This window comes from Promicromonospora kroppenstedtii (assembly GCF_044389675.1).
GTDB lineage: Bacteria > Actinomycetota > Actinomycetes > Actinomycetales > Cellulomonadaceae > Promicromonospora > Promicromonospora kroppenstedtii.
Genome location: NZ_JBIRYI010000006.1, coordinates 160,551 through 184,993 on the forward strand (window position 1 = coordinate 160,551; position 24,443 = coordinate 184,993).

The 24,443-nt window shown below is 74.0% G+C and carries 23 protein-coding genes; 14 read left to right on the forward strand and 9 right to left on the reverse strand.

The window, feature by feature from the left end; translation table 11 throughout:
• Position 1: 1 nt before the first annotated feature.
• Genes ACH47X_RS11390 through ACH47X_RS11420 form a run of 7 tightly spaced genes read right to left on the reverse strand, consistent with a single transcriptional unit; the run spans position 2 to position 6,085 of the window.
• A complete protein-coding gene (locus tag ACH47X_RS11390; protein ID WP_036959712.1) occupies positions 2-511 on the reverse strand; it encodes a Dps family protein in 510 nt (169 codons plus the stop codon).
• A 27-nt stretch (positions 512-538) separates the two neighbouring features.
• The gene (locus tag ACH47X_RS11395) at positions 539-1,132 is read right to left on the reverse strand and encodes a hypothetical protein (protein ID WP_397404294.1); all 594 of its coding nucleotides are present in this window, start codon (positions 1,130-1,132) and stop codon (positions 539-541) included.
• Entirely contained in the window at positions 1,129-2,538 is a 1,410-nt protein-coding gene (locus ACH47X_RS11400) for a DUF58 domain-containing protein (RefSeq protein WP_397404296.1), read from the reverse strand. Before ACH47X_RS11400 ends, ACH47X_RS11395 begins: the two co-directional genes overlap by 4 nt.
• Positions 2,535-3,551: an AAA family ATPase gene (locus ACH47X_RS11405; protein WP_397404615.1), complete on the reverse strand. Its 1,017-nt coding sequence runs from the start codon at positions 3,549-3,551 to the stop codon at positions 2,535-2,537. The genes ACH47X_RS11400 and ACH47X_RS11405 overlap by 4 nt, the downstream gene beginning before the upstream one ends.
• Before the next feature lies 1 nt (position 3,552).
• Complete coding sequence (locus ACH47X_RS11410; RefSeq protein ID WP_397404298.1) at positions 3,553-4,131, reverse strand: hypothetical protein; 579 nt, start codon at positions 4,129-4,131, stop codon at positions 3,553-3,555.
• Positions 4,128-4,865 (reverse strand): DUF4129 domain-containing protein, encoded by a 738-nt coding sequence (locus tag ACH47X_RS11415; RefSeq protein WP_397404300.1) that lies wholly within the window; start codon positions 4,863-4,865, stop codon positions 4,128-4,130. The genes ACH47X_RS11410 and ACH47X_RS11415 overlap by 4 nt, the downstream gene beginning before the upstream one ends.
• Positions 4,862-6,085: a DUF3866 family protein gene (locus ACH47X_RS11420; protein ID WP_397404302.1), complete on the reverse strand. Its 1,224-nt coding sequence runs from the start codon at positions 6,083-6,085 to the stop codon at positions 4,862-4,864. Before ACH47X_RS11420 ends, ACH47X_RS11415 begins: the two co-directional genes overlap by 4 nt.
• 34 nt (positions 6,086-6,119) lie before the next feature.
• Here ACH47X_RS11420 and ACH47X_RS11425 point away from each other — a divergent pair, with 34 nt between their 5' ends.
• The 8 genes from ACH47X_RS11425 to lnt all read left to right on the forward strand — a co-directional run bounded on the left by ACH47X_RS11425 (position 6,120) and on the right by lnt (position 16,485).
• Complete coding sequence (locus ACH47X_RS11425) at positions 6,120-7,256, forward strand: helix-turn-helix transcriptional regulator (RefSeq protein ID WP_397404304.1); 1,137 nt, start codon at positions 6,120-6,122, stop codon at positions 7,254-7,256.
• Positions 7,249-8,268 (forward strand): helix-turn-helix transcriptional regulator, encoded by a 1,020-nt coding sequence (locus tag ACH47X_RS11430; protein WP_397404306.1) that lies wholly within the window; start codon positions 7,249-7,251, stop codon positions 8,266-8,268. Before ACH47X_RS11425 ends, ACH47X_RS11430 begins: the two co-directional genes overlap by 8 nt.
• Before the next feature lie 11 nt (positions 8,269-8,279).
• Positions 8,280-8,612, forward strand: a complete 333-nt coding sequence (locus ACH47X_RS11435; protein WP_397404308.1) for a hypothetical protein — start codon at positions 8,280-8,282, stop codon at positions 8,610-8,612.
• A gap of 124 nt (positions 8,613-8,736) precedes the next feature.
• The gene (tatA, locus tag ACH47X_RS11440) at positions 8,737-9,024 is read left to right on the forward strand and encodes a Sec-independent protein translocase subunit TatA (RefSeq protein ID WP_397404310.1); all 288 of its coding nucleotides are present in this window, start codon (positions 8,737-8,739) and stop codon (positions 9,022-9,024) included.
• A 36-nt stretch (positions 9,025-9,060) separates the two neighbouring features.
• Entirely contained in the window at positions 9,061-9,807 is a 747-nt protein-coding gene (tatC, locus tag ACH47X_RS11445; protein ID WP_036959722.1) for a twin-arginine translocase subunit TatC, read from the forward strand.
• Between the two features lie 71 nt (positions 9,808-9,878).
• Positions 9,879-12,809, forward strand: a complete 2,931-nt coding sequence (locus tag ACH47X_RS11450; protein WP_397404312.1) for a DEAD/DEAH box helicase — start codon at positions 9,879-9,881, stop codon at positions 12,807-12,809.
• 116 nt (positions 12,810-12,925) lie between these two features.
• Positions 12,926-14,719 carry an amidohydrolase gene (locus ACH47X_RS11455; protein WP_397404314.1) on the forward strand — a complete coding sequence of 598 codons (1,794 nt, stop codon included), beginning with the start codon at positions 12,926-12,928 and terminating at the stop codon, positions 14,717-14,719.
• Positions 14,720-14,787: 68 nt separating this feature from the next.
• Positions 14,788-16,485, forward strand: a complete 1,698-nt coding sequence (gene lnt, locus ACH47X_RS11460; protein ID WP_397404316.1) for an apolipoprotein N-acyltransferase — start codon at positions 14,788-14,790, stop codon at positions 16,483-16,485.
• Between the two features lie 101 nt (positions 16,486-16,586).
• On the opposite strand, the gene ACH47X_RS11465 is transcribed toward lnt, so the two are convergent.
• Positions 16,587-16,931 (reverse strand): RNA polymerase-binding protein RbpA, encoded by a 345-nt coding sequence (locus tag ACH47X_RS11465; RefSeq protein ID WP_026365682.1) that lies wholly within the window; start codon positions 16,929-16,931, stop codon positions 16,587-16,589.
• 328 nt (positions 16,932-17,259) lie between these two features.
• Here ACH47X_RS11465 and ACH47X_RS11470 point away from each other — a divergent pair, with 328 nt between their 5' ends.
• From ACH47X_RS11470 to ACH47X_RS11495, 6 genes are all read left to right on the forward strand, one after another.
• On the forward strand, positions 17,260-18,414 hold the full coding sequence (locus ACH47X_RS11470; RefSeq protein WP_397404617.1) for an LLM class flavin-dependent oxidoreductase: 1,155 nt from the start codon (positions 17,260-17,262) through the stop codon (positions 18,412-18,414).
• Positions 18,414-19,079: an FMN reductase gene (locus tag ACH47X_RS11475; protein WP_051432655.1), complete on the forward strand. Its 666-nt coding sequence runs from the start codon at positions 18,414-18,416 to the stop codon at positions 19,077-19,079. Before ACH47X_RS11470 ends, ACH47X_RS11475 begins: the two co-directional genes overlap by 1 nt.
• Positions 19,080-19,204: 125 nt before the next feature.
• Positions 19,205-20,056, forward strand: coding sequence for a hypothetical protein (locus tag ACH47X_RS11480; RefSeq protein WP_397404319.1), 852 nt, complete (start codon positions 19,205-19,207; stop codon positions 20,054-20,056).
• Between the two features lie 257 nt (positions 20,057-20,313).
• Positions 20,314-20,874 (forward strand): hypothetical protein, encoded by a 561-nt coding sequence (locus tag ACH47X_RS11485; RefSeq protein WP_397404321.1) that lies wholly within the window; start codon positions 20,314-20,316, stop codon positions 20,872-20,874.
• A gap of 54 nt (positions 20,875-20,928) precedes the next feature.
• Positions 20,929-21,741: a ChbG/HpnK family deacetylase gene (locus ACH47X_RS11490; RefSeq protein WP_397404323.1), complete on the forward strand. Its 813-nt coding sequence runs from the start codon at positions 20,929-20,931 to the stop codon at positions 21,739-21,741.
• 14 nt (positions 21,742-21,755) lie between these two features.
• Positions 21,756-23,132, forward strand: a complete 1,377-nt coding sequence (locus ACH47X_RS11495) for an MFS transporter (protein WP_397404325.1) — start codon at positions 21,756-21,758, stop codon at positions 23,130-23,132.
• On the opposite strand, the gene ACH47X_RS11500 is transcribed toward ACH47X_RS11495, so the two are convergent.
• A complete protein-coding gene (locus ACH47X_RS11500) occupies positions 23,122-24,438 on the reverse strand; it encodes a CehA/McbA family metallohydrolase (protein WP_397404327.1) in 1,317 nt (438 codons plus the stop codon). The two genes, ACH47X_RS11495 and ACH47X_RS11500, sit on opposite strands and share 11 nt — an antisense overlap.
• Positions 24,439-24,443 lie beyond the last annotated feature (5 nt).

Below are 24,443 nucleotides of genomic sequence, written 5' to 3' on the forward strand. Positions count from 1 at the left end.
GTTACTCCGTGATGGATCCGGAGGCCGACTCGAGGTGGGCGCGCACGAACCAGTGGAACTGCTCGAGGTCGTGGAGGTGCCCGATGAGCAGGTCGTTGGTGACGTCGTCGAGCTTGGCGGTGGCGTCGGCGGCGTTGCGATGGGAGGTGATGACTCCGGCATAGACGTCGTCGAGCGCGGCGAGGTGCTGGATGGCGGGGGCGCGGCCGAGGGCGTAGTCGTCCCAGGTGCGGGCGGCGACCAGGGCGCCGGGGGTGCCGATGGGCACGACGCCGAGGGTGGCGATGCGTTCGGCGATCTGGTCGACCATGGCGCGTACGGCGTCGACCTGCGGGTCGAGCATCTCGTGGACGCCGATGAAGTGTGGGCCCACCACGTTCCAGTGCACGTGCTTGAGGGTCAGGTGCAGGTCGTTCAGCGCGTGCAGCCGCTGCTGCAGGATCTCGGCGACCTCCGCCCCCTGCTCGGGGGTGAGGGACGGGACGGTGTAGCGGGGCAGCTTCGGGGACATGTGGGGCACTCCTGTTCCGGCCGGCGGTCAGTGCTCTCCATCGTCACGCGCGTCGCGCCCGGTCGCCAGTGCGACGAACGCGAGGCCGAGCACGGCGAGCGCTGCGAGCAGGACGGCGCCGGGCAGGGCGGTGTCGGAGGCGAGCAGTGCGAGGGCGCCGAGGAGGCCGGTGGCGGCCAGGACGACGACGTCGCGCCGCCACCCGGCGGTCAGGGCTGCGATCTCGGCGCGGCCGCGGGCGGGCAGGTGCGTGGCCCACCAGGTGGCGCGGACGACGGCGTAGGCCAGCAGGGCGACCGCGAGCCCGGCGGGGTCGAAGTCGCCGTCGGGCCGGGCGCCGAAGCCCCACAGGAACACTCCGGCGAGCACGACGGTGACGCCGGCGGTGGCCGGGGTGGGGCGCAGCACGAGGAGGGCGGTGCAGGCGACGACCACGGTGGTGACCAGGGCGGGCGCGAGATCGCTGCGGGACGCGGCGAGCAGGAGCAGGGCCGGGGTGAGCGCGAGCAGGGCGAGCCGCAGGACCCAGCCGGGCACGGTCGGGCCGGTCTCGACGGTGATCTGTGGCAGGGGCCTGGCGGCGACGTCGGACAGGCGGGCCGGGAGCCGGGGCAGTCTCATGGCAGGACCGTCCGGCCGGGCAGGTGCCGCTCGGCGGCGCGGGCGAGGGCCTCGAACCGGACGGCGGCCTGGTCGCGGCGGGAACCGGCCCACCCCACGACGGGCACGCCTTCCCCGGCCAGGGCGGCGAGCCGGTCCTCGCGCTCGAGGCGGGCGATGCGCCACGCGATCCGCAGGTGGTGCTCGGGTACCGGATGCACGTCGGGCAGGGTGTCGACCACGACGACGGGGTGGCCCTTGGCGCGCCAGGTGCGCACCAGGTGCAGCGGCTCGTCGTCGAGCACGGTGGAGAACAGGTAGACGATCGCGTCGGCCGGGACCTGCGGCGGGCGCACGCGGTGCACGGCGGCGCGGTCCCTCGGGTGTGCCAGGGCCAGGCCGTGGATCACGCGCCGCAGGTGCCGCCGCCCGGACGCGGGCGGCAGGGGACGGCGCCGGCGCGCCAGGTCCTCCAGGCCCACCCGGTCGCCGGCGTCCACGAGGGCCTGCGCCACCGACGCCGCGGCGTGCCGGGCCAGGTCGAGCGACGTCGGCTCGTCCACGCGGAGCGTGCCGTAGCCGCGCCAGGTGCGCAGGTCGGGGCCCACGTCGTCGCGCGAGTCGACCACGAGCACCGCCGTCGCTTCCGCCGTGGCGTAGGTGCGGCGCACGTACAGGGTGTCCAGGTCGGGCGAGCGGCGCGCGGTGGTGCGCCAGTCGATGCGGCGCAGGCGGTCGCCCGGCGTGAACGGGTGGATGTCGCGCAGCTCCGCGCCGTCACCCAGGCGGCGCGAGGAGTGCGGGCCGGTCAGGCCCCGCAGCCGCTGCGGCAGGGGCAGCCGGCCCAGCGGCGCCGCCGCGGGCAGCACCAGGCGCCGCGTACCACCCACCTGCGTGGCCTCCTGCTCCCAGACGTGGTGCAGCGAACCGCGCAGGTCGATCGCGAACGTCTCCTGCGGCCCCGTGCGCACCGTGGACAGCCGCAGCGGCACCTCGCGCGGTCGCGCCGCGAGCGCCAGCTCGGTGGTGCGGTGGCCGGCGGCGGCGATGCGCAGGTGGAGTATGCCGGTGGTGGGTTGGGTGGTCAGGCGCAGGGTGGCGGTGAGCTCGCCGGGGGCGGCGGTGCCCTCGGGTTCGTCCAGGGTGGCGCGGGGTTCGGGGTCCGTACTCTCGGCGTGGTGACCGGCCGGGGTGGCATCGGGGTGGGGTGCGGGTCGGCTGGTGCGGCCCCAGACCGCGGCCAGGAGGCCGGGTACGCCGACGAGGGCGACGTCGGCCCGGCCGGTCAGCGTGCCGAGGGCGAGGAGGACGACGCCGGCGGCCACGGCCGCGGTGTACGCGGAGGTGAGCTGCCAGCCGCGGCGGCCGTCGGTGCGTTCGCCGCGGGAGGTGCGGCCGGCCGAGACGATGACGCCGCCGACGGTCATGCGTTCCGGACCGTGGTGGGGGTGGGCACGGTGTGCAGCAGGTCGGTGACGACGTCCTGGGGTCGGGTGGCTGACGCCCAGGCGGTCGGGGTGAGGGTGATGCGGTGGGCGAGCACGGCGACGGCGACGCGCTTGACGTCCTCGGGCAGCACGTAGTCGCGTCCGTCCAGGACGGCGACGGCGCGGGCCAGGAGCACGAGGTTCTGCGAGCCGCGGGGCGAGGCGCCGACCTCGAGGGCGGTGTGGCCGCGGGTGGCGGCGGCCAGGTCGACGCAGTAGCGCACGACGTCGGGATCGACGGGCACGGCCTCTGTGCCGGCCTGCATCGCGAGCACGGTGGTGGGATCGACGACCTGGCCCACCGGGGCGGCCTCCTGTCGGCGGGCCAGCCGTCGGTTGAGGACCTCGGCCTCCTGGGTGGCGTCGGGGTAGCCGACGGCGAGGCGGACCATGAACCGGTCGAGCTGGGCCTCGGGCAGCGGGTAGGTGCCCTCGTACTCGACGGGGTTGGACGTGGCCAGCACGTGGAAGGGCCTGGGCAGTGGGCGGCTGGTGCCCTCGATGGAGACCTGCCGTTCGGCCATGGCCTCCAGCAGCGCGGACTGGGTCTTGGGCGCGGTGCGGTTGATCTCGTCGGCGAGGAACAGTCCCGTGAACACGGGACCGGGCCGGAACTCGAAGGTGCGGGTGGCGGGGTCGAACACGGACGAGCCCGTGATGTCGGCCGGCAGCAGGTCGGGTGTGCACTGCAGGCGCGCGAAGTCGAGGCCGAGCGCCGCGGCCAGGGACCGGGCGGCCAGGGTCTTGCCGAGCCCCGGCACGTCCTCGAACAGGACGTGTCCGCCTGCCAGGATGGTCGCGAGCGCCACCTGGAGGGCGTCGCGCATCCCGACGACGGCGGTGCCGACCTCGGCCAGGACCTGTTCGCCGAGTGCGGCGACGTCGGCGACGGGCAGGGGTCCGGGCGTGTGCGGGTCGGCGGGGGCGGGGTCGTTCAGGTCGGGGTCGTTCAGGTCAGGCACGGTTCTCCTCGGGGGTGGTCGTGGCCGGGTCGGTTGCCGGGCGGGGTGCCGTGCGGGCCGTGCGGGTGGCGGGCGCGGGTCCCAGGCGTTCGACGGCGTCGAGCCAGGTCTGCAGGGTGCGGGCGGTGGGCGGCTCGCGGGACGCGAGCTGCGCGACGACGCGGGCGCCGAGCAGGTGTTCGATCTCGGCCTTGGCGGCCGGGTCGGCGGGGTCGACGCCGTGGGCGCGCAGCCGGTCGGCGGCCAGGGCTCGCACGCGGCGCACGACGCGGTCGGTGACGCGCCCGTCGCGGCCGAACGTGGACCAGCTCAGGTCGGAGACGTCGTGCCGCCCGCCGGCGCGGGCCGTGGTGGGTACGCGCGGCCACTGCGGGTCCTCGACGACCAGCTCGGTCCGGGACCACAGGGTGGTCGCGGCGACGACGACCGCGGCCAGGGCGGCGGCGTGCCAGGGGTCGACGATCTGCCAGTACGCCAGCGCGGCCGCGACCAGGCCCGCGACGATCGTCACCGTGACCAGGCGCGACCAGTTCCAGCGCGACGGGCCCTGGCTCATGTCGTCCTGGCTCATCGCGTGCCCCGCCCGGCGGGACCGGTGCCCGCCGGGCCGCCGGGGGAGGGCTGGTCGACGTCGAGGCTGCGGGCGATCTCCGCGAGCGCCGTGCGGGCCTGGTCGACGGCGGTGGTCTCGACGGGCCGGTCGGTGAAGCGGGCGCGCTGGTAGAGGGTCCGCAGCCGGGTGACGGCGCCTGCGGGTGCGGGGGTGGCGGCCAGGACGGTGCTGGTGAACTCGGTGGGGGTCTGGGCGGGGTCGCGGCGGGTGCCGGCGCGGGCGGCGGCTTCTTCGAGGGCTACCCAGGCGGCGACGACGGCGTCGCGGGGCCGGGGGTGTCCGTCGAGGTGGGTGAGGGCGCGGGTGACGGCGTCCTGCAGCTCGGGGAGGTCGATGTCGTCGCCGAGGGTTGTGGTCGAGGCGCCGGCGGCGAGGTGGTCGGGGTCGGTGTCGACGGGTTCGCGGTCCACGGCCAGGAGCTTGCGCACGGCGAGGGTGATGAGGGCGGCGACCAGGAGGGCCAGGAGGGTGACGAGGACCAGGATGATCCAGCGGGAGTCGACCTGGTCGGGTTGCTGGACGGGCTGGGGTGCGGGGCTGGTGGCGCCGCTGGGCTGCTGCATCGGGGGCCGGCTCAGCTCGGGGGCGGGGAGTCGGGGTGGGCTGAGGGTCCAGGGTGTGGCGGTGGCGGCGCCGAGCACGACGACGGTGACGAGCAGGCAGGTCAGGGCGATACGTGCTCGGGGCGTCATGGGGCGGTGTCGGGGGCCGGGTCGGTGGTGGTGGCGAGCTGGTGGGCGTGGATCCCGGCGACGGCGGCTGCGACGAAGGAGGCGGGGTCCGCGTCCAGGCCGCGGCCCATGGTGCGCAGCCCGGCGGGGGAGGTGCGCAGGGTCTCCAGCAGGGTGGTGTCGGCGGGGACGTCCACGAGGGTGTGCCGGGCGGTGGGGGTGGCCAGGGCGGTGGCCTGTTCGTGGATGCGCCGGGTCAGGTCGGGGCCCCAGGCGGGCAGGTTCTCCACGTCGGTGGTGGGGACCGGGACGGGGACGTCGGCGGGGGCCAGGGCTACGCGGCCGTAGGCGGTCAGGGAGTGGTGGGAGATGCCGAGGTGTCGGTCGCGTGGGTCGGCGCCGGACACGCGCAGGGACGCGACGGGGCGGCCGGTCAGGGTCGCGGCGGCGTTGACGGCCTCGCCGGCGGCGACGCCGGAGTAGCCCCAGCGGGTTCCGGTGCCGAGGTTGCCGGGCCCCTGGGCCACGACGGCGACGTCGCACCCGGCGACGTGGCGGGCGGCCAGCAGGCCGGTGTGGACGGTGACGGCCTCCAGGTCGCCGCCGTAGGCCTGGCCGACCGTGACGCAGGTGGTGAGCCAGCTGGTGTCCCGCAGGGCGGCGACGGTGCGCGAGAACGCGGCGGGCAGGGCGCCGCCGTCGGTCATGACATAGGCGATCTGAAGGTCGCCGGGGTCGCGCCCGGACGCGGCGGCGGCGTGCCGCAGCCCGGCGACGACGGCGGGGAGCGCAGAGTGCAGGTCGGCCACCACGACCGGCATGCCGTCCAGGCTGTCGGCGTCGGCCAGCACGGCGTGGTGGGGCGACTCCTGCTCGTCGACGCCCAGGACCATGGACTGCAGGGGCGTGTACCGGGCCTTGACCAGGTGCCCCGGCCCGACGGGCGGGTCGGCGGGCAGCTGGGTGCCCGCGGCGGCGGGGCCCACCACGAGCGCGTACCCGCCGGTACCGAGGCCGCGCGCCAGGGCGGACACGTTCAGCAGCAGGGCGTCACCGGCCGCCGGCTGCCCGACGAGGTCGGTGTAGGCCAGGGCACGGACCGTCACCGGGCCCGCGGCGCCGTCCGCCGTCCCCTCGGCCGCCCGGCCGGGCAGGGGCCGGTCGAGGGTCACCTCGAGCTCGAGGGCTCCTCGCCACGCCCTGCCTGTGGAAATCACGGTCCCGATCCGCCACGTCATCACACCGTGGAGGTTACCGCCCGATACCGTTGTCCTGATGTCCAGCGACCCGCCCCCCACCTCGTCCTCCGCCCCGGCCACGGGTCTCAACCCCGCCGAGCGCCTCCTGAACCTCGTCATCGCGCTCGTGAACACGAACGCCGCCATGACCAAGCAACAGGTGCGCACCGCCGTGGCCGGCTACTCCGACGCGCCCAGCGACGAGGCGTTCGAGCGGATGTTCGAGCGGGACAAGGACATGCTGCGCGCCCTCGGCATCCCCGTGGTGACCGTCGGGACCGGCGGGCACACCGACGAGCTCGGGTACCGCATCGACCAGGACGCCTACGCCCTGCCGCCGATCGACCTCACGCCCGCAGAGCTCGGCGTGCTGTCCCTGGCCGCGCAGTTCTGGCAGGACAAGACGCTGCAGACCGACATCACGCGCGCCATGGTCAAGCTGCGGGCCGCCGGGGCGGGCGACCCGTCGGCCGACGCCCTGGCCGGGCTCGCGCCGTCCGTGCGTGCCGTCGGTGACGCCTACGGGCCCCTCATGGAGGCCATCGAGGCCCGCCGCGTCGTCACGTTCAGCTACCGCGCCGCCTACAACGGGGCCGTGCTCGTCCGGCACGTCGAACCGTGGCGCATCGCCGCCCGCGACGGCGGCTGGTACCTCATGTGCTTCGACCGCGACCGGCAGGCGCCCCGGGTGTTCCGCATGACCCGCATCGAGTCCCGCGTGCGCGTCACCGGACCGGCCGGCGCCTTCGAGGTCCCCGACTTCGAGACCGACGCCATGCTCGGCAAGACCCACGGCGAGATGCGGCAGGCCGTCGTCGCCGTCCGCCCCGAACGCGCCAGCGCGCTGCGCGCCCGCGCCAAGGCCGTGCCCGACGGCGAACGCACCACCTACGACGCGCGGCTCACCGCGAGCGCCGGCGCCCTGGCCGGGGACCCCGCCGGGTGGGACATCCTCCAGGTGCCCTACCGGTCCCTGACCGGCATGGCGTCCGAGGCCGCCGGGTACGGTGCCGCGGTCGTCGTCCTGGAACCCGAGGCCGTCCGCGAGGAGACCGTCCGGCGCCTGCGGGCCGCTGCCGCGCTCGGCGACCCACCCGGGTCGCCAGGGCCGGTCGGGCCCGCGAGCGCCACCTCCACCACCCGTACCGCACCCACGGAGGCCTCCCATGGCTGAGCGCGCCGACGACCGCCTGCTGCGCCTGCTCGGCATCGTCGCCTACCTCGATGGTGCGGGTCCGGTGTCCGTGGCCGATCTCGCGGGCCGGTTCGGCACCACGCCCGCGCAGATCCAGAAGGACGTCGACGCCCTGTGGGTGTCCGGCACCCCGGGGTACTGGCCCGACGACCTCATCGACTTCGACGCCGCGTCGATCGACCGCGGCGTGGTGCACCTGACCGAGGCGCGGGGCATGACCCGGCCCCTGCGGCTCGGCACCCGCGAGGCGGTGGCGCTGGTCGCAGCGCTGCGGGCCATGAAGGCCACCGACGCGGTCCAGGCCGACCCGGCCCGGTCCGCCGTCGTCGAGTCCGCCCTGGGCAAGCTCACCGACGCCACCGGCGAGGCCGCGAGCGCCGTGGACGTGCGGCTCGCGCCGGGCGGGGACCGGCAGGTCGTGGCGGCGATCTCGTCGGCGCTGACGAACCGGCACCGGCTGCGGATCCGGTACGTGACGTCGTCGGACGTGGTCAGCGAGCGGGAGGTGGACCCGGTGCGGCTGCACACGCAGGACGAGTTCGCCTACCTCGCGGCGTGGTGCTACCGCGCGGACGCGCCGCGCACGTTCCGGGTGGACCGCATCCTGGAGGCGGTCGAGACGGACGTGCCCGTGCAGGCGCACCCAGGGGAGGCAGGTGCGGAGATCGACTTCGCGGCGCTGTTCGCGGGTGGTTCGTCGCCGTTGGCGACGATCCGGTTCGCGCCGCGGGCGCGGTGGTTCGCCGAGGAGGTGCCGGTGGAGTCGGTGCGCAACCTGCCCGACGGGGACTTCGAGGTGACGTTGCGCGTGACGAACCCGGGGTGGTTGCGCAGCTCCCTGGTGCGGCTGGCGCCGCTGGTGCGGTCGGTCTCGCCGGCGGTGCTGGCGGACGATGTAGCGGGCACCGCGGCCGAGGCCCTGGCGCTGTACGGGGCGGGTGCGGCGGGCGAAGGTGGGCGCGACGCAGCCACATCGCCCGATCACCACTAGGCTGGGCGACCATGTGGTTCTGGGTATGGACCCTCTTGATCGTGGGGTCCCTCGTCGGAGCGTTCTTTCTGGCCCGTTCTCTGTGGCGGTCCGCCAAGGGACTCCTGGAGGAGCTCGGCCGGGCCTCGCAACGGTTCGGGGAGTCGGCCGACCGGTTGCAGGAGCTGTCCGACCGGGCGCGGGAGGCGGCAGGCACGCAGCATGCGGGGCCGAGCCTGTTCGACGACGTCACCATCCACTACCAGCGCGTCCACGCGCAGCGGGTGGCGCGTGCGGGCCGGCGGGACGCGCGGCGGGCACGGAACGTGGCGACGTGGCAGAAGTGGAAGCAGTTCAACGAGTAGTCCGGCCCGCCGCGGCGGGTGTCGCTACCTGCCGTCTACCGGGGGGCTACCAATTCGCCCCCCGGATCCGCGTAGGATCGGGCACATCCGCACCACAATCAGCACCGCACCGTAAGGAGTCACCATGGGCGCCATGCAGCCGTGGCACTGGATCGTCCTGCTCGTCGTCGTCCTGCTGCTCTTCGGGTCCAGCCGCCTGCCGGGCCTGGCCAAGAGCGTCGGACAGTCGATGAAGATCTTCAAGAAGGAGGTCAAGGACCTGCGCGACGACCGGAACGAGGACGGCAACGCTGCCGACAACGTGCCGGGCTCCGCGACCACCACGAGCACCACCGGGACGGGTACCGGTTCAGGAACGGGGTCGACCCCCGGCCTGATCGACCACAAGGACCGCGACATCCCCAAGGCCTGATCGGTGGCACGAACGAGACGGGCGTCCGACGGTCGGATGCCACTGCTCGAGCACCTGCTCGAGCTGCGCAAGAGGTTCGTCCTGATCGCGCTCGGCCTGGTGGTGGGCGCGATCCTGGGATGGTTGCTGTACGACCCGTTGCTCGTCCTGCTGCAGCGACCGCTGGTCGTGGCGGAGGAGATGCGCGGCAACGAGATGACCCTGAACTTCGCCGGGCCGATGGCGGCACTGGACCTGAAGATCAAGTCGTCGCTGTTCCTCGCGGTCTTCCTCACCTGCCCGTGGTGGCTGTACCAGGTGTGGGCGTTCATCACGCCCGGCCTGAACCGGAACGAGAAGAAGTACGCGTACGGGTTCGTCGGTGCGGCGTTCCCGCTGTTCCTGGGTGGCGCGTACATGGCCTGGCTCGTGTTCCCGCACGCGATCCAGATCCTGTCGGGCTTCCTGCCGGACGACGCGACCGCGTTCACCAACGCGCAGGAGTACCTGTCGCTGGTGATGCGGCTCCTGATCGCGTTCGGGCTCGCGTTCCTGTCCCCGGTGCTGCTGGTGGGCCTGAACTTCGCCGGCCTGATGTCGGGCAAGGGGCTGCTGGGCGGCTGGCGGTGGGCGATCCTGGTCGCCTTCACGTTCGCCGCGATCATCACGCCCACGCCGGACGCGCTCACCATGATCCTGGTGGCGCTGCCGATCTGCGTGCTGTACTTCGCCGCCGTCGGGGTGGCGCTGCTGCACGACAGGCGCGTGGAGAAGCGGCTGGCCGAGGTCGACGTCGAGGTCTGACGGCCTGCGGTCCCCGTGTCGCGCGGCGGTGTCATACCGTCGTGTCACACAGGGACCGTAGGCTGTGCACCATGAACGACCTGAGCCCCGCCGAGCGGTACTCGGCCTTCCGGTCCCAGAGCCGTTCGGCGGCCGATCACCCTGAGCTGACGAAGTTCCGGGAGGTCATCGGGTTCGAGCTCGACGACTTCCAGGTCGCCGCCTGCGAGGCCCTGGAACAGGGCCGTGGCGTGCTGGTCGCGGCCCCCACGGGAGCCGGGAAGACCGTCGTGGGCGAGTTCGCGGTCCACCTGGCGCTGGCCTCCGGACGCAAGGCGTTCTACACGACGCCGATCAAGGCCCTGTCCAACCAGAAGTACGCCGACCTGGTGCGCCGCCACGGCCCCGAGAACGTCGGCCTGCTCACCGGCGACTCCACCATCAACGGCGAGGCACCCGTGGTCGTCATGACCACCGAGGTGCTGCGCAACATGCTCTACGCCGGGTCCCCGACCCTGGACGGGCTCGCGTACGTCGTCATGGACGAGGTGCACTACCTGGCCGACCGTTTCCGCGGTCCCGTCTGGGAAGAGGTCATCATCCACCTCTCCGACGACGTGCAGCTCGTCTCCCTGAGCGCGACGGTGTCCAACGCCGAGGAGTTCGGCGACTGGCTGGAGATGGTGCGCGGCGACACCGCCGTCGTCGTCTCCGAGCGGCGGCCCGTGCCGCTGTGGCAGCACGTGCTCATGTCCTCGCCCGAGCCGCGCGGCAAGCCGCGCCTCCTGGACCTGTACGCCGGGCACGTCGACCCGACCGACCCCGGCACCAGCCCGCCCATCAACCCCGACCTGTCCGCCGCGTTCCGGTCCGGGCGCGGCGGCAACCGCCCCGGCGACCACGGCGGACGAGGCCGCGGGCGCGGCCGGGGCGACCGCGGGTACCGCGGCGGCAACGGCCGGCGCGCCGACGGGCCGAGCGGCGCGATCGGCACCGGACGGCGCACCCCGCCCCGGTTCATCGTGATCGACGCCCTGAACGCCGACGCGCTGCTGCCCGCGATCTACTTCGTGTTCTCCCGCGCGGGCTGCGAGGCCGCCGTCGACCAGTGCCTCAAGGCCGGGCTGCGGCTGACCTCGCCGCAGGAGGAGGCCACGATCCGCTCGGTCGTCGAGGAGCGGACCGCCGCCATCCCGCCCGAGGACCTCGACGTGCTCGGCTACTGGTCCTGGTCGCAGGCCCTGGCCCGCGGCGTGGCCGCCCACCACGCCGGCATGCTGCCCGTGTTCAAGGAGACCGTGGAGGACCTCTTCTCCCGCGGCCTGGTCAAGGTCGTCTTCGCCACCGAGACCCTCGCCCTCGGCATCAACATGCCCGCCCGGTCCGTGGTCCTGGACAAGCTCGTCAAGTGGGACGGCACCAGCCACGTCCCCGTCACCCCCGGCGAGTTCACCCAGCTCACCGGCCGCGCCGGGCGGCGCGGCATCGACGTCGAGGGCCACGCCGTCGTCGTCGACCACCAGGCCCTGGACCCCGTGGCCCTGGCCGGCCTCGCGTCCAAGCGCCTCTACCCGCTCAAGTCCAGCTTCCGCCCCACCTACAACATGTCCGTCAACCTCGTCGCCCAGGTCGGCCGCGACCGCGCCCGCGAGGTCCTGGAGACCTCGTTCGCGCAGTTCCAGGCCGACCGCGGCGTCGTCGGCCTGGCCAAGCAGGCCCAGGCGCACGCCGAGGCCCTCGACGGGTACGCCAAGGCCATGTCGTGCGACGTCGGTGACTTCGGCGAGTACATGGACCTGCGCCGCGCCATCAAGGACCGTGAGCGGGAGCTGTCCCGCGCCGCGACGGGCGCACGTCGCGCCGAGGTCGTCGCCTCCCTGGAGAAGCTGCGGCGCGGCGACGTCGTCGAGGTTCCGTCCGGGCGGCGGCGCGGGTACGTGCTCGTGCTCGACCCGGGCGAGCCCGGCGGGTTCGACGGGCCACGCCCGACGGTGCTGACCCAGGAGCGGCAGGTCAAGAAGCTGACCCTGGCCGACGCGCCAGACGGCCTGGAGACCGTGACCACGGTCAGGATCCCCAAGGCGTTCAACCCGCGCAAGCCCGACGCGCGCCGCGACCTGGTCTCGTCCATGCGCAACGCACTCGGTGTCCTGGCCGACGACGTGCCCTCGGCGCACTCCACGACGTCCCCGCCGCGCGGCGCCACAGGCCGCGCGGCACGGGGCGGTAGCTCCCCGGCCGGCCGCCGCTCGGACGCCTCCACCGACGCCGAGCTCGCCCGGCTGCGCAAGGCCCTCAAGGCCCACCCGTGCCACGCCTGCCCCGAACGGGACGACCACGCCCGGTGGGCCGAGCGGTGGAACAAGCTCAAGCGGGAGCACGACCAGCTCGTGCGCCGCGTCGAGGGCCGTACCGGGTCCATCGCCCGCACGTTCGACCGCACCCTGGACGTGCTGCTCACCCTCGGGTACCTGCAGCGCACCGGCGCCGACACCGGCACCGGCCGGATCCGGGTGACCGACGACGGCAGGTGGCTGCGCCGCCTGTACGCCGAGAACGACCTGCTGCTGGCCGAGTGCCTGCGCCGCGGCGTGTGGGACGGCCTCGACCCGGCCGGGCTGGCCGCCGTCGTGTCCACGGTCGTCTACCAGGGGCGGCGCGACGACGCCCCCGACCCGTACATCCCCGGCGGGCCCACCGGGCGCCTCGCCGGTGTGCTGGACGACACGCAGCGCGTCTGGTCCGAGGTCGACGACCTGGAGGAGGCGCACGGCATCGACGCGACCGGCGCGCTCGACCTGGGCCTGGTCGGCGCGATGTACCGGTGGGCGTCGGGCAAGGGCCTGGACTCCGTGCTGCGCGGCTCCGACCTGGCCGCGGGCGACTTCGTACGGTGGTGCAAGCAGGTCGTGGACGTGCTGGACCAGCTCGGCGGCGCCGCGCCGTCGGAGAAGCTGCGCTCCACGGCCCGCAAGGCGCAGGACGCCGTGCTGCGCGGGGTCGTGGCCTACTCCAGCCTCTGAGACCACCCGGGGCCGGTGCCGCGATGGCGCCGGCCCCGGGTGAGGAGCGGGTGACTGTGCTCTCGGTCACCCCCTGACCAGGGCACCGACCCGCTCGATCGTTTACAGTTCCCACCGTGAGCCACCCTGCCCGATCCATCCTCTACCGCAACGGAGTCGTGCACTCCGCTGCCGACCCGTTCGCCGAGGCGATCCTCGTGGACGACGGCGTCGTGGCATGGATCGGAGCCGACGACACCGCGGCCGGGCTCGCCGCCCGCGCCGACCGCGTGATCGACCTGGACGGCGCGCTGGTCACCCCCGGGTTCGTCGACGCGCACGCCCACGTCCTGGAGACCGGCCTGTCCACCGACTCCGTGGACCTCACGCCGGCCGGCGGCGTGCACTCCCTGGCCGACGCGCTGGCCGCCCTGCACTCCGGCGCCCGCAAGCTCGCGGCGGCCGACCCGTCCGGCGAGCAGGTGCTGCTCGCGTTCGGCTGGGACGAACAGACCTGGCCCGAGCGCCGCGCGTTCACGCGCGCCGAGCTGGACGCCGCGTGCGACGGCCGCCCCGTGTACGCCGCCCGCGTCGACGTGCACTCCGCCGTCATCTCCACCGCCCTGGCCCACCGTGCCGGCATCGAGCGCGACCCCGCCTGGACCGGAACCGGCCTGTCCGGCTCCGGCTGGTCCGACGCCCCCGCCGACACCGGCCTGGTCACCGCCGACCTGCACCACACCGTGCGCGACGTCGCGCACGCCCTCTCGCCCGAGCGCCGCACCCGCCTGTACCGCGAGACCCTGGCCGCGTGGGCCGCCCGCGGCATCGTGTCCGTGCACGAGATGAGCGGCGAGCACCTCGACACCCGTGCCGGCCTGGCCGAGCTGCACGCCCTGAGCGCCGCATCGGTCACGGCCGACGCCCTGGCCGAACCGGGCGCACTGGGCCTGCCGCACCTGGCCGCCTACCGCGGCGAGCTGTGCACAGGCGCCGACGACGCCCGCGCCCTGCTGGACGAGCTGCCGTTCCTGACCGGGATCGGCGGCGACCTCAACGTCGACGGGTCGATCGGCTCGCGCACCGCCGCGATGCGCAGCCCCTACTCGGACCTGCCCAGCGACCCGTCGTCGGCCTCGTTCGCCGGCGCCCTGACCAACCCCGACGGCTCGCCCTGGACCGGGAACCTGTACCTGACCGCCGACCAGATCGCGAACCACCTGGTCGCCGTCCAGACCGCCCGCGGCACCACCGGGGTGCAGGCCGCGTTCCACGTCATCGGCGACCGCGCCATGGACGAGACCGTGCTCGGCCTGCAGATCGCCGCCCAGATGAGCGGTGAGTCCGCCCTGCGCGCCGGGCACCACCGCATCGAGCACGCCCTGTTCGTCGACGCCGTGACCCTCGCAGCCCTGCTGGTGCACGGCATCGGCCTGTCGGTGCAGCCCGCGTTCGAGTCGTCGTTCGGCGGCAGCAAGGGCGTGTACGCCTCCCGGCTCGGCGCCATGCGCGCCGGTTCGATCATGCCGTTCGCCGACCTCGCCCAGGCGGGCGTGCCGCTCGCGTTCGGCTCCGACACCCCCGTCACCCCGGCCGACCCCTGGCAGGGCGTGCGCGCCGCGACCAGCCACGAGGACCCCGACCAGCGCATCTCCGCAGGCGCCGCGTTCCGCGCCCACACCCGCGGCGGCTGGCGCCTGGCGGGCCTGGACCACACCGGCGCCGGGCAGCTGCGCGTCGGCGCGCCCGCCCACCTCGCCGTGTGGCGGGCCGAGCACCTCGGTGTGCAGGCCGCCCCTGGACGGCTCAGCTCCTGGAGCGAGGAGGCGCGCGCCGGCACCCCGCTGCTGCCCGACCTCTCGCCCGACGCCGTCGAGCCCGAGTGCCTGCACACCCTGCGCGACGGAGTCGTGCTGCACGACACGTTCTGACCGGGGCGCCCAGGCCCGCCCGACCCGACGCCCGGCCGGGCGGGTGAACCCGCCGGTAGGCTGCGAGCGTGCGCCTGCGTGAGCCGTCCCGGCTGCTGACTCTGTTCCTCGCGGTGCCCGGCGGCCTCCTCCTGTGGGCCGCGTTCCCCGACGCCGGTCTCTGGCCCGCCGCGTTCCTCGCCGTAGCCGTCCTGTACTGGTCGCTCGGCCGGGACAGCGCCTGGTGGAACTTCCTGATGGGTCTCCTGTTCGGTCTCGCGTTCTTCCTTCCGCACCTGTGGTGGGCGCACGAGTCGACCGAGACCGCACCCTGGATCGCCGTGGCGACCGTCGAGGCGCTGTTCCTGGGCGGGTTCGGCGCGCTGTGGACCTGGGCCCGCCGCGCGCCGTTCGTCCGCCGCCGCGGCTGGCGCCTCGCCGCCGCCTTCGCCGTGCTCTTCGTCGCCGTCGAGCAGTGGCGCGCCGAGATCCCGTTCGGCGGGTTCCCCTGGGGGCGCCTGGCCTGGGCCATGGCCGGTGCCCCGACCGGACGCGCGGCCTGGCTCGGCGGCACCGTCGCCGTCACGCTCCTGGTCGCTTTCGCGGGCGTGCTGCTCGCCCTGGCCGTGGCGGCGGTCGTCCGGGCGTTCGTGGCAGGCACCCGGCCCGACGGCGCCACGCGCCCCGGCGCCGACGTCGGCCGCGCCGTCGGCGCCCTCGCGCTGGGCGCCGTCGTCGTCCTGGTGCCGCTCGTGCTGCCGGTACCCACGTCCGCGAGCGCCGGCTCCGTCCGGACGCCGGAGGGGAACGAGGTGTACGACGCCGGGAGCGACCTGGCCGAGGACGGGCAGCTGTGGGCGGGTGCGGTGCAGGGGAACGTGGGGGAGCCGGGCCTGGGGGCGTTCGCGAACCGGGCGGAGGTGCTGAACAACCATCTGGAGGGCACGTACGTGCTGGCGGAGGACTACGCCGGTGAGCTCGACGTGGTGCTGTGGCCGGAGAACGGCAGCGACCTGGACCCGCAGACGGCGTCGGACGTCGCGGACGGGCTGGACGCGGCGTCCGCGGCGGTGGGGGCGCCGATCCTGGTGGGGGCGCAGGAGTTCCCGGAGACGGGCGGCCGGTACAACGTGTCGTTGCTGTGGCAGGCGGGGCAGGGGGTGATCGGCCGGTACGCGAAGCAGCACCCGGCGCCGTTCGGTGAGTACATCCCGCTGCGGTCGGTGCTGCGGGTCTTCTCGGACCAGGTGGACCGGGTGACCACGGACATGATCGCGGGGGTCAACCCGCCGGTCGTCGATGTGCCGAGTCGTCTGGGGCAGGGCGCGTACCGGCTGGGGACCGTCATCTGCTTCGAGGTGGCGTACGACGAGATCGTGCGGGACGCGGTGAAGCAGGGTGCTCAGGTGCTGGTGATCCCGACGAACAACGCGTCGTTCGGGTGGACCGCGGAGTCGACGCAGCAGCTGGCGATGTCGCGGCTGCAGGCGGTCACGACCGGGCGGGCGGCGGTGCAGATCTCGACGGTGGGGGTCTCGGCGGTGATCACGCCGGACGGGAGCGTGGTGCGCACGACCGACCTGTTCACGGCCGACGAGTTCGTGGCGAACCTGCCGTTGCGGTCCTCGGTCACGCCCGCGGTGGCGGCGGGGTACTGGCCGGGCTGGGTGGCCGGTGGTCTCGCGGTCCTGCTGGTGGTGGCCGGCGTCGTCGGCCGGGTCGGGGCGCGGCGTCGGGCGCGCGGTCGGGACGCGGCCGGCGCCGAGGTGGCGTCGTCCGGCCGGTAGCCCGTGGGCGTACGAGAACGACCGCCGGTCCGGACCCTCGGGTCCGGACCGGCGGTCGTTCTGCTATTCCTGCTGCTGGGCACCGCGCCCCCGGGGAGGGGTCAGGCCGAGCGGCGCAGCTTGCCGGCGCGCAGCAGCTCGAGGCGCTCGTCGAGCAGGTCCTCGAGCTCCTTCACGGTGCGGCGCTCGAGCAGCATGTCCCAGTGGGTGCGCTGCGGCTTGGTCGCCTTCGGCTCGGGCTTCTCGGCGTCGCGGAGCAGCGCCTCCTCGCCACAGCGGCACTCCCAGATCGGGGGTACGTCCGCATCGGTGGCGAAGGGCAGGATGATGGTGTGGCCGTTGGGGCAGTCGTAGTAGGCCTGGAACCGAGGGGCGAAGTCCACGCCCTCGTCAGACTCCATGCTCTTACTACCGATGCTCATACCGCGCAGGGACCGGTCAGGCACGATGTCCTCCAGAGGGTTGTCGGGATAGGTGGCGGAAAAAGGTCCGTATAGCCAACGCAGGGACCCTCTGTGATGTTCCAGCCCATGTTCCGGCGGTCTGACGACCAGCCGTGCCAAACCAGGCTACCGACCGGACGTGCGCCCGCAAGCGCACTCCGGGCAAACTGGGTGTGTATGTGCGCGATCTCACGCACGTCGAGGCAGGTGACCGTGTTCGCGGCGGGAACAATCAGCACGGGTCGCCGGTTGAGACCCATGTTCATGCAGATGCATGAACAGCGCGAGCGGCGACCCGCTCAGGAGCACCACGATCGAGGAGCACAGCATCATGCAGTTCGGGATCTTCAGTGTCAGCGACGTGACGACGGACCCGACGACGGGGCACACCCCGGACGACACCGAGCGCGTCCGTGCCATCCTCACCATCGCCAAGCACGCGGACGAGGCAGGCCTCGACGTCTTCGCGACCGGTGAGCACCACAACCCGCCGTTCGTGGCCTCGAGCCCGACGACGATGCTCGGCTACCTCGCGGGTGTCACCAAGGACATCACCCTGTCCACGGCGACCACGCTGATCACCACCAACGACCCGGTCCGCATCGCCGAGGAGTACGCGATGCTCCAGGTCATCTCGAACGGTCGCATGGACCTGATGATGGGCCGCGGCAACACCGGCCCCGTGTACCCGTGGTTCGGGCAGGACATCCGCCAGGGCATCCCGCTCGCGATCGAGAACTACGCTCTCGTGCGGCGCCTGTGGACCGAGGACGTCGTGGACTGGGAGGGCAAGTTCCGCACCCCGCTGCAGGGCTTCACCGCCACGCCGCGCCCGCTGGACGGCGTCCCGCCGTTCGTGTGGCACGGCTCGATCCGCAGCCCCGAGATCGCCGAGCAGGCCGCTTACTACGGTGACGGGTTCCTGCACAACAACATCTTCTGGCCCATGAGCCACACCAAGCAGATGGTGCAGTTCTACCGCCAGCGGTTCGAGCACTACGGCCACGGCCGTGCCGACCAGGCGATCGTGGGCCTCGGCGGCCAGGTGTTCATGCGCAAGAACAGCCAGGACGCGATCACCGAGTTCCGGCCGTACTTCGACAACGCGCCCGTCTACGGACACGGCCCCACCATGGAGGACTTCACGCGCGACACGCCGCTGACCGTCGGCTCCCCGCAGGAGGTCATCGACCGGTACGGCTCGTTCATCGACGACGTCGGCTACTACCAGCGCCAGATGTTCCTGATGGACCACGCCGGGCTGCCGCTCAGGACGGTCCTGGAGCAGATCGACATCCTCGCCTCCGAGGTCGTGCCCGAGCTGCGCAAGATCGCCGACGCCAAGCGTCCCGAGGACGTGCCGGCCAACCCGCCGACGCACGCCGAGCGGGTCGCCGCGGCGCAGGCCAAGGGCGCGGCCGGCGCCACCCACGTGGGTGACGGCGGCGACGAGTTCACCGGCAAGCTCGCAGAGGAGGCGCTCTGATGACGGGGATCGTCCCCACCGAGGACCGGCCCCGGCGCACCATCGCCGTCGTGCACGCGGGGCTGGGCCAGCCCTCCTCCACGCGCCTGCTGGCGGACCGCCTCGCGGACGCCACCGCGCGCGAGCTGAAGGCGCTCGGCCACGACGTGACCGTCGAGGTCGTCGAGCTGCGCGACCACGGCCACGCGATCATCGACGCGATGCTCACCGGGTTCCCCACGGGTGACCTGGCCCGCGACATCGAGACGATCACGCAGGCCGACGGCATCATCGCCGTCTCGCCGCTGTTCACCACCACCTACTCGGGGCTGTTCAAGTCGTTCGTCGACATCCTCGACAAGGACGCCCTGACGGGCATGCCCGTGCTGCTCGGCGCGACCGGCGGCACGCCGCGGCACTCGCTCGCGCTGGAGTACTCGATGCGCCCGCTGTTCACGTACCTGCGGGCCGACGTCGTCACGACGTCGGTCTTCGCGGCCACGGACGACTGGGCGCAGGCCGGCGACCGCACCCGGCGCGACGACGGCGCGAGCTCGCTGCCCGAGCGCATCGAGCGGGCCGGCCGGTCCCTCGCGGCGACCATGGCGGCGCGCGGGGAACACACCAAGCGCGACGACCCGTTCGCCAGCACCCCCAGCTTCCTGGACCTGCTGGGCGGCGACTGACCAGCCGTCATGACTCCACCATGACCCTGCCCTGCCCGGGGCTTGCACGTCCCGGGCAGGGCAGGGAACATATGGGACAGCAACCGCAGCGGGTCGCGGGCAGTCGATGGTGAGGGAGCGCGGTCATGGCGGACGGCACGACGGACGGTACGCAGGACCAGACCGAGGCCCAGACCGAGGTCGAGACGCCCCGCGCCGCAGGGCCGGACGCCCGTGAGGCCGAGGGCTCGAGCGAGGTTCCTGGCGCAGAGGCAGCCGGTGCTGAGCCTGCCGGGCCTGAGACTCTCACTGCGCAGGCCACCGATGCGCAGGCCACCGATGCGCAGGGTCCGGCTGCCGAAGACGTGGAAGGCGACTCGACCGCGGGGGCGTTGCCTGCCGAGGCCTCGCCCGCCGCGACCGGCCCGCGGGCCGACACGGGGCGCGTCGCCCGGATCGTCGCCGCACTGCGGCAGGCACACGCCGAGCAGGCCGCTCGGACCGCAGCCGCCGAATCGCAGGCCCCTGTGCTCTCCGAGAACCCCGAGCCCGCCGAGGTCACCGAGGCTACGCACCCGCCGGCTCCCCGCCGGGAGAGCAGCGGGGTGCGGCACGCCCCGCCCGCCATGCCCACGCTGCGCTGGAACCCCGGTGCCCGATACCGGGCCTCCCAGCTGGCGAACCAGGCCGCACGGCCCGAGCCGAACGCGGCAGTGCCTCCCGTGCCGCTGCCACCGGTGCCCCCGCCGCCGGCCCCGCTGCCGCCCGTGCCCGCACCGCCGGCCGGCCCCCCGCCCGCACTGGCCGGACGCCTGTTCCGGGGACCGGCCCGCCGGACCGCCGTCTTCGAGCGCGAGATCTGGCACCCGACGGCGCCGTCCTCGCGCATACCGAGCGACGTCGGCGAGGCGCTGGCCGCCGCGGTCGAGCGCTACCGCAAGGGTTCGATCTCCACTTCGGGCCTCGTGCGCGCGATCGCCAGCACCCACGCCGCCTGACGGCGGCCACCAGCGGCGCCGTCAGCCGCCCCTTTTCACGGGTTCTCCGCCGTGTTTTCAGATAGTGGTAAATCACAAACCTGATCCGCACGGGTTCGCCCGGGTGACCCCTTGTACCCGCTTCTCGCAGCGGGGGACCATTCGTTGCACTGCAAGCGAGTACACGAAGCAGGCGCCCCGCGCGCCGCGACCTGTCGCTCTCTCTCAGTGGGTGCCCACCGCACCCGAGGACCAGGACGACAGGGGGTGAACGACGGATGCGTGCACGTGTCGGGGCGTCGTTGTTCGGCGTCCTGCTGGTGGGCGGACTGCTGGTCGGGTGCGCGCGCGAGGCGAGCGTCGCGAACTTCACCGTCCCCGAGAAGTACGCGACGGTCGAGCAGCTGGTCGCCGACGCCGATGTCGTCGCACTGGTGCAGGCCGGCCGCTCCGGGGTCGACGTCGTGGACCGGGTGCCCTGGACACGTACCGAGCTGGAGCTGCGGAAGGTGATGCTCGGCGAGGTCGAGAAGGACGCGAGCCTGGTCGTCACCCAGGTCGGCTCGGCCTCCTCGCCCCCCGGGGCGAACCTCGCGTCGATCCTGCGCAGCGACCACGAGTACGTCGTGATGCTGCACCGCACCGACGTGGGGGAGTACGAGGTGGTAGGCACCGGCGTCTGGCGGGCGGACACCCTCGGCGCGAGCCTCACCCTGCACACGGCCAAGCCGTCCTGCGTCCCGTCCGCCATCCCGCACGTGACCACGCCCTGGGAGCTCGAGCTGGAGCTCGGCAAGGTCAAGACGGCGCTCGGCACCGGCGTCATCGGTAAAGACTGAGGTCAGCGGCCCGTCGTGGCCCGGACAGCTCGCCGCTGCGCCAGACTGGGCCGCATGACGCGCAGCCTCGTCCTCACCGCCGACGACGCCGGGACCGATCCCGACGCGGACCGCGAGATCGCCGCCCTGCTGGCCGGATCGCCGCTCACGGCGGTCTCCGTGATCACCGTCGACCCCGGCGCGGGGCCGGGCGGCCCGCCGGAGAACCCGGGTGCGGCGCGCGCCGTGCGGCACGTCGCCGAGGCGGCGCCCGACGTCGCCCCGGGCGTGCACGTCGTGCTCCCCACCCCGGCGCCGGAAGGCGGGTTCGACGACGTCACCGACCGGATCGGCGCCCAGGTCGACGCCCTGACCCGGGCCGCCGCGGCCGCCGACGCGCCGTCGCCCGCCCGGCTCGACTCGCACCAGGGCACCCTGTACGGACTGGTCGGCCGCTCCTACCTCGCCGAGTCGATCGCGTTCTGCGCAGCGCACGGCCTGGCGTTCCGCATGCCCCGCGGCCTGGAGCTGTACGGCGACGGCGACCCCGTGCTGGCGAGCGCCGGCGTCCGCGCCCGGCACGCGAGCGCCGTCGCGGCGGCGGACGCCGCCGGGGTGCGCATCCCGCGGGTGATCGCGACCCTACGCGGCGGTGACGCGGAGGCCCGGGACTACGCGACGCTGCGGGAGCACTACCTGCGCCTGCTGCGCCGGCTGCCCGAGGGGGCGAGCGAGATCTTCCTGCACCCGGCGCCGGACACCCCGCGTCAGCGGGACGTCTCGGCGACGTGGTGGCGCAAGCGGGCGTGGGAGCTGCGGCTGCTGGGCGACCCGGTCTTCACCCGGGAGATCGAGCGGGAGGGCATCGACCTCGTCAGCGGGTGGTGAGTAGGCTCACCGGCGTGGAGGCCGAGGACGCGCCGCAGGCAGGATCCCCGCCCCGGGGTGCGGGCGGGACGTCGCCGCTGCGCTACGGCGTCGGGATGTTCGGCACGTCGCTGCCGATCAACCTGGTCAAGGGCTCGATGCTCTACGTGTACGTTGAGGTGCTCGGCCTGGACGCCGTCGTCTACGCGACCGTGTACGCCGTGTACGGGGTACTGGACGCGCTGGACAACCCCGTGTTCGGGTACCTCTCGGACCGGACTCGCTCGCGGTGGGGGCGGCGTCGGCCGTACCTGGTGGTCGGCGCGCTGGTGCTCACGGCCACGACGATCGCGCTGTTCACGGTGCCGGGCGCGGTGGCGGACTCGGCGGTGGGGCTCGCGGTGTGGTTCGCGGTCTTCGCGATCACCACGGAGATGGCGGACTCCCTGATCAACGCCAGCTACGGCGCGCTGTTGCCGGAGCTGTTCACCCACGAGCGACGGCGGGCGACGGCGAACGCGGTGCGGCAGGGCGCGCAGCTGGTCGCCCTGGTGATCGCACTGGCGCTGACGCCCGTCCTGGCGCGGAACGTGCTGGGCACCGAGGGTTCCGCCGTCGGCTACGGGCGGCTGGCGATCATCTTCGGCGTGGTCTCGGCGGCGGTCATCCTGTGGACCGCGCTCGGCGTGCGCGAGGACCCGGCCCTGGACGCGGAGCCCAAGCCGCAGTTCTTCCGGTCCGTCGGTCAGATCCTCTCGACGGTGCACTTCTGGACCGTGGGGCTGGTCAACGCCTGCTACGGCGCGGCGATGGCGCTGGTGCTCGGCGGGTTGCAGCTGTACGTGGCGCACACGCTGGGCGGGTCGGCGCTGGACGCGAGCATCCTGCAGCTCGTCGTGATCGCCGTGTCGATCGGAATGCTGAGCGTGTGGGCGGCCGTGGTGCGGCGCAAGGGCGCGGCCTGGACGTGGCGGCTCGCGCTGCCGGTCGCGGCCGTCGGGTTCGTGCCCCTGTACTTCGCGACCGACCTGGTCACCGGCATCCTCGCCGGGCTCACCGTGGCCGTGGGCTACTCCGGCGTGCTCGCGACCAACGACCTGGTGATCGCCCGGGTGCTCGACGCCGACGCCGCACAGCACGGCACCCACCGCAGCGGCTTGTTCCTGGCGGCGTTCGGGGTGCTGGGCCGGCTCAACGGCCTGCTGACGGCGGCGGCGCTGGCGTCGCTCGCGCTGTGGTTCGGCTACCGCTCGGGCGCCGACCCCGGACCGGACCCCGGGCAGGCGTTCCGCGTGTACCTGTCGGTGTACCCGTTCGTGCTGCTGACGATCGGCACGGTCGTGTCGCGGTTCATCCGGCTGCCCGCGGCGCCGCAGGACGCCGGCGCGGGCAGCCGGCCGGTCACGCGCTGATCGCGAGCAGCGTCCGGTCCGCCGCCTCCAGCCGGTAGGGGCCCTGCTCGCGCGGCGCGGAGAACGTCACGCGGTCCCCGCGGACCCGCCGCCTGCGGTCGGTGCCGCCGTCGGGCAGGCCCTCGACCAGGACGGTGCCGTCCGCGTCGACCGCGACCAGGTCGTCGCCCACCCGCACCAGGACGGGCTCGTTCGGTCCCGGGAAGCGGCTGACGGCGGTGCGACCCTGGCGGATCGCGTCCAGGATCGCCTCCGGCGAGCGGTCGGCCGCCGCGACCCAGGTCGTGGGCGTGCCGGGCGGGTAGCCCTGGTCGGGCGTGTGGAAGTCGCTGCCGCCCAGGAACACGGGACGCGTGCCCGGGTCGCCGTCCGACGAGCCGAGGCCCCGCAGGTACGCCCACGGCCCGGTCGCCGTCAGGTCGAGGAACCACGAGATGTGCCAGAGCTCCAGGAATCCGGTCCGCACGGGGAACTGCCAGCCGCAGTCGTCCTGCAGCGGGTGGTTCACGGACAGCAGCCCGCCGCGCGCCTCGACGTCGGACAGCCACTGCCGCGCCGGACGCCGGAAGTCCACCCAGCCGATGTCCCCGAACGCGTTCGCGTGGCCCGCGTGCGTGGTGACCTCCTGCCCGGGCAACAAGCACAGGTCGTACGCCGCGCCGACGCCGGGCAGGTGCGCGTGGTGCGAGACGGTGTTGTGGTCGGTCACGGCGAGGAAGTCCAGGCCGCGCCCGACGGCGGCGGACGCGAGCTGCGCGATGCTCAGCGTCCCGTCCGAGTGCGTGGTGTGCGCGTGGAGGTCGCCCGCGTACCAGGTCAGGCCGTCCGGCGCGGGCAGGTCGCGGCCCAGCCTGGTGCGGCCGGTCCCGGTGCCCGACGGCGGGGGCGGCGCCGGCGGGTCGTCCTCGACCGGCCCGGCGTCGGACCCGGTGGCGATGGTGACCGTGACGTCGACCGGTTCGGCGGGCAGCCGGTGCAGGCCGAGCACCACCGCCCACGCGCCCGGGACGAGCTCGCCCGGCTCGTACCCGGGCGTGGCCGCGCCGCGGCCTGTGCCGGTGCCCAGGTTCGCGACCGGCTGCGCTCCCGGGTCGATGGCGAACCGGGAGCGCGCACCGCCCGACCAGCCGCGCCACCGCTCCGGGTCGCGGCAGCCCAGGTCGATCACGGCGGCGTCCCGGTCGTACGCGAGCGTGACCTCGAGGGCGTCCGCGCCACGCCCGGGGATCTCGAACGGCACCTCGAGGTAACGGCCCTCGATCTGGTCGTCGACCGACAGGCGCAGGCGGCGCTCCTCGAAGGTCACGGTGC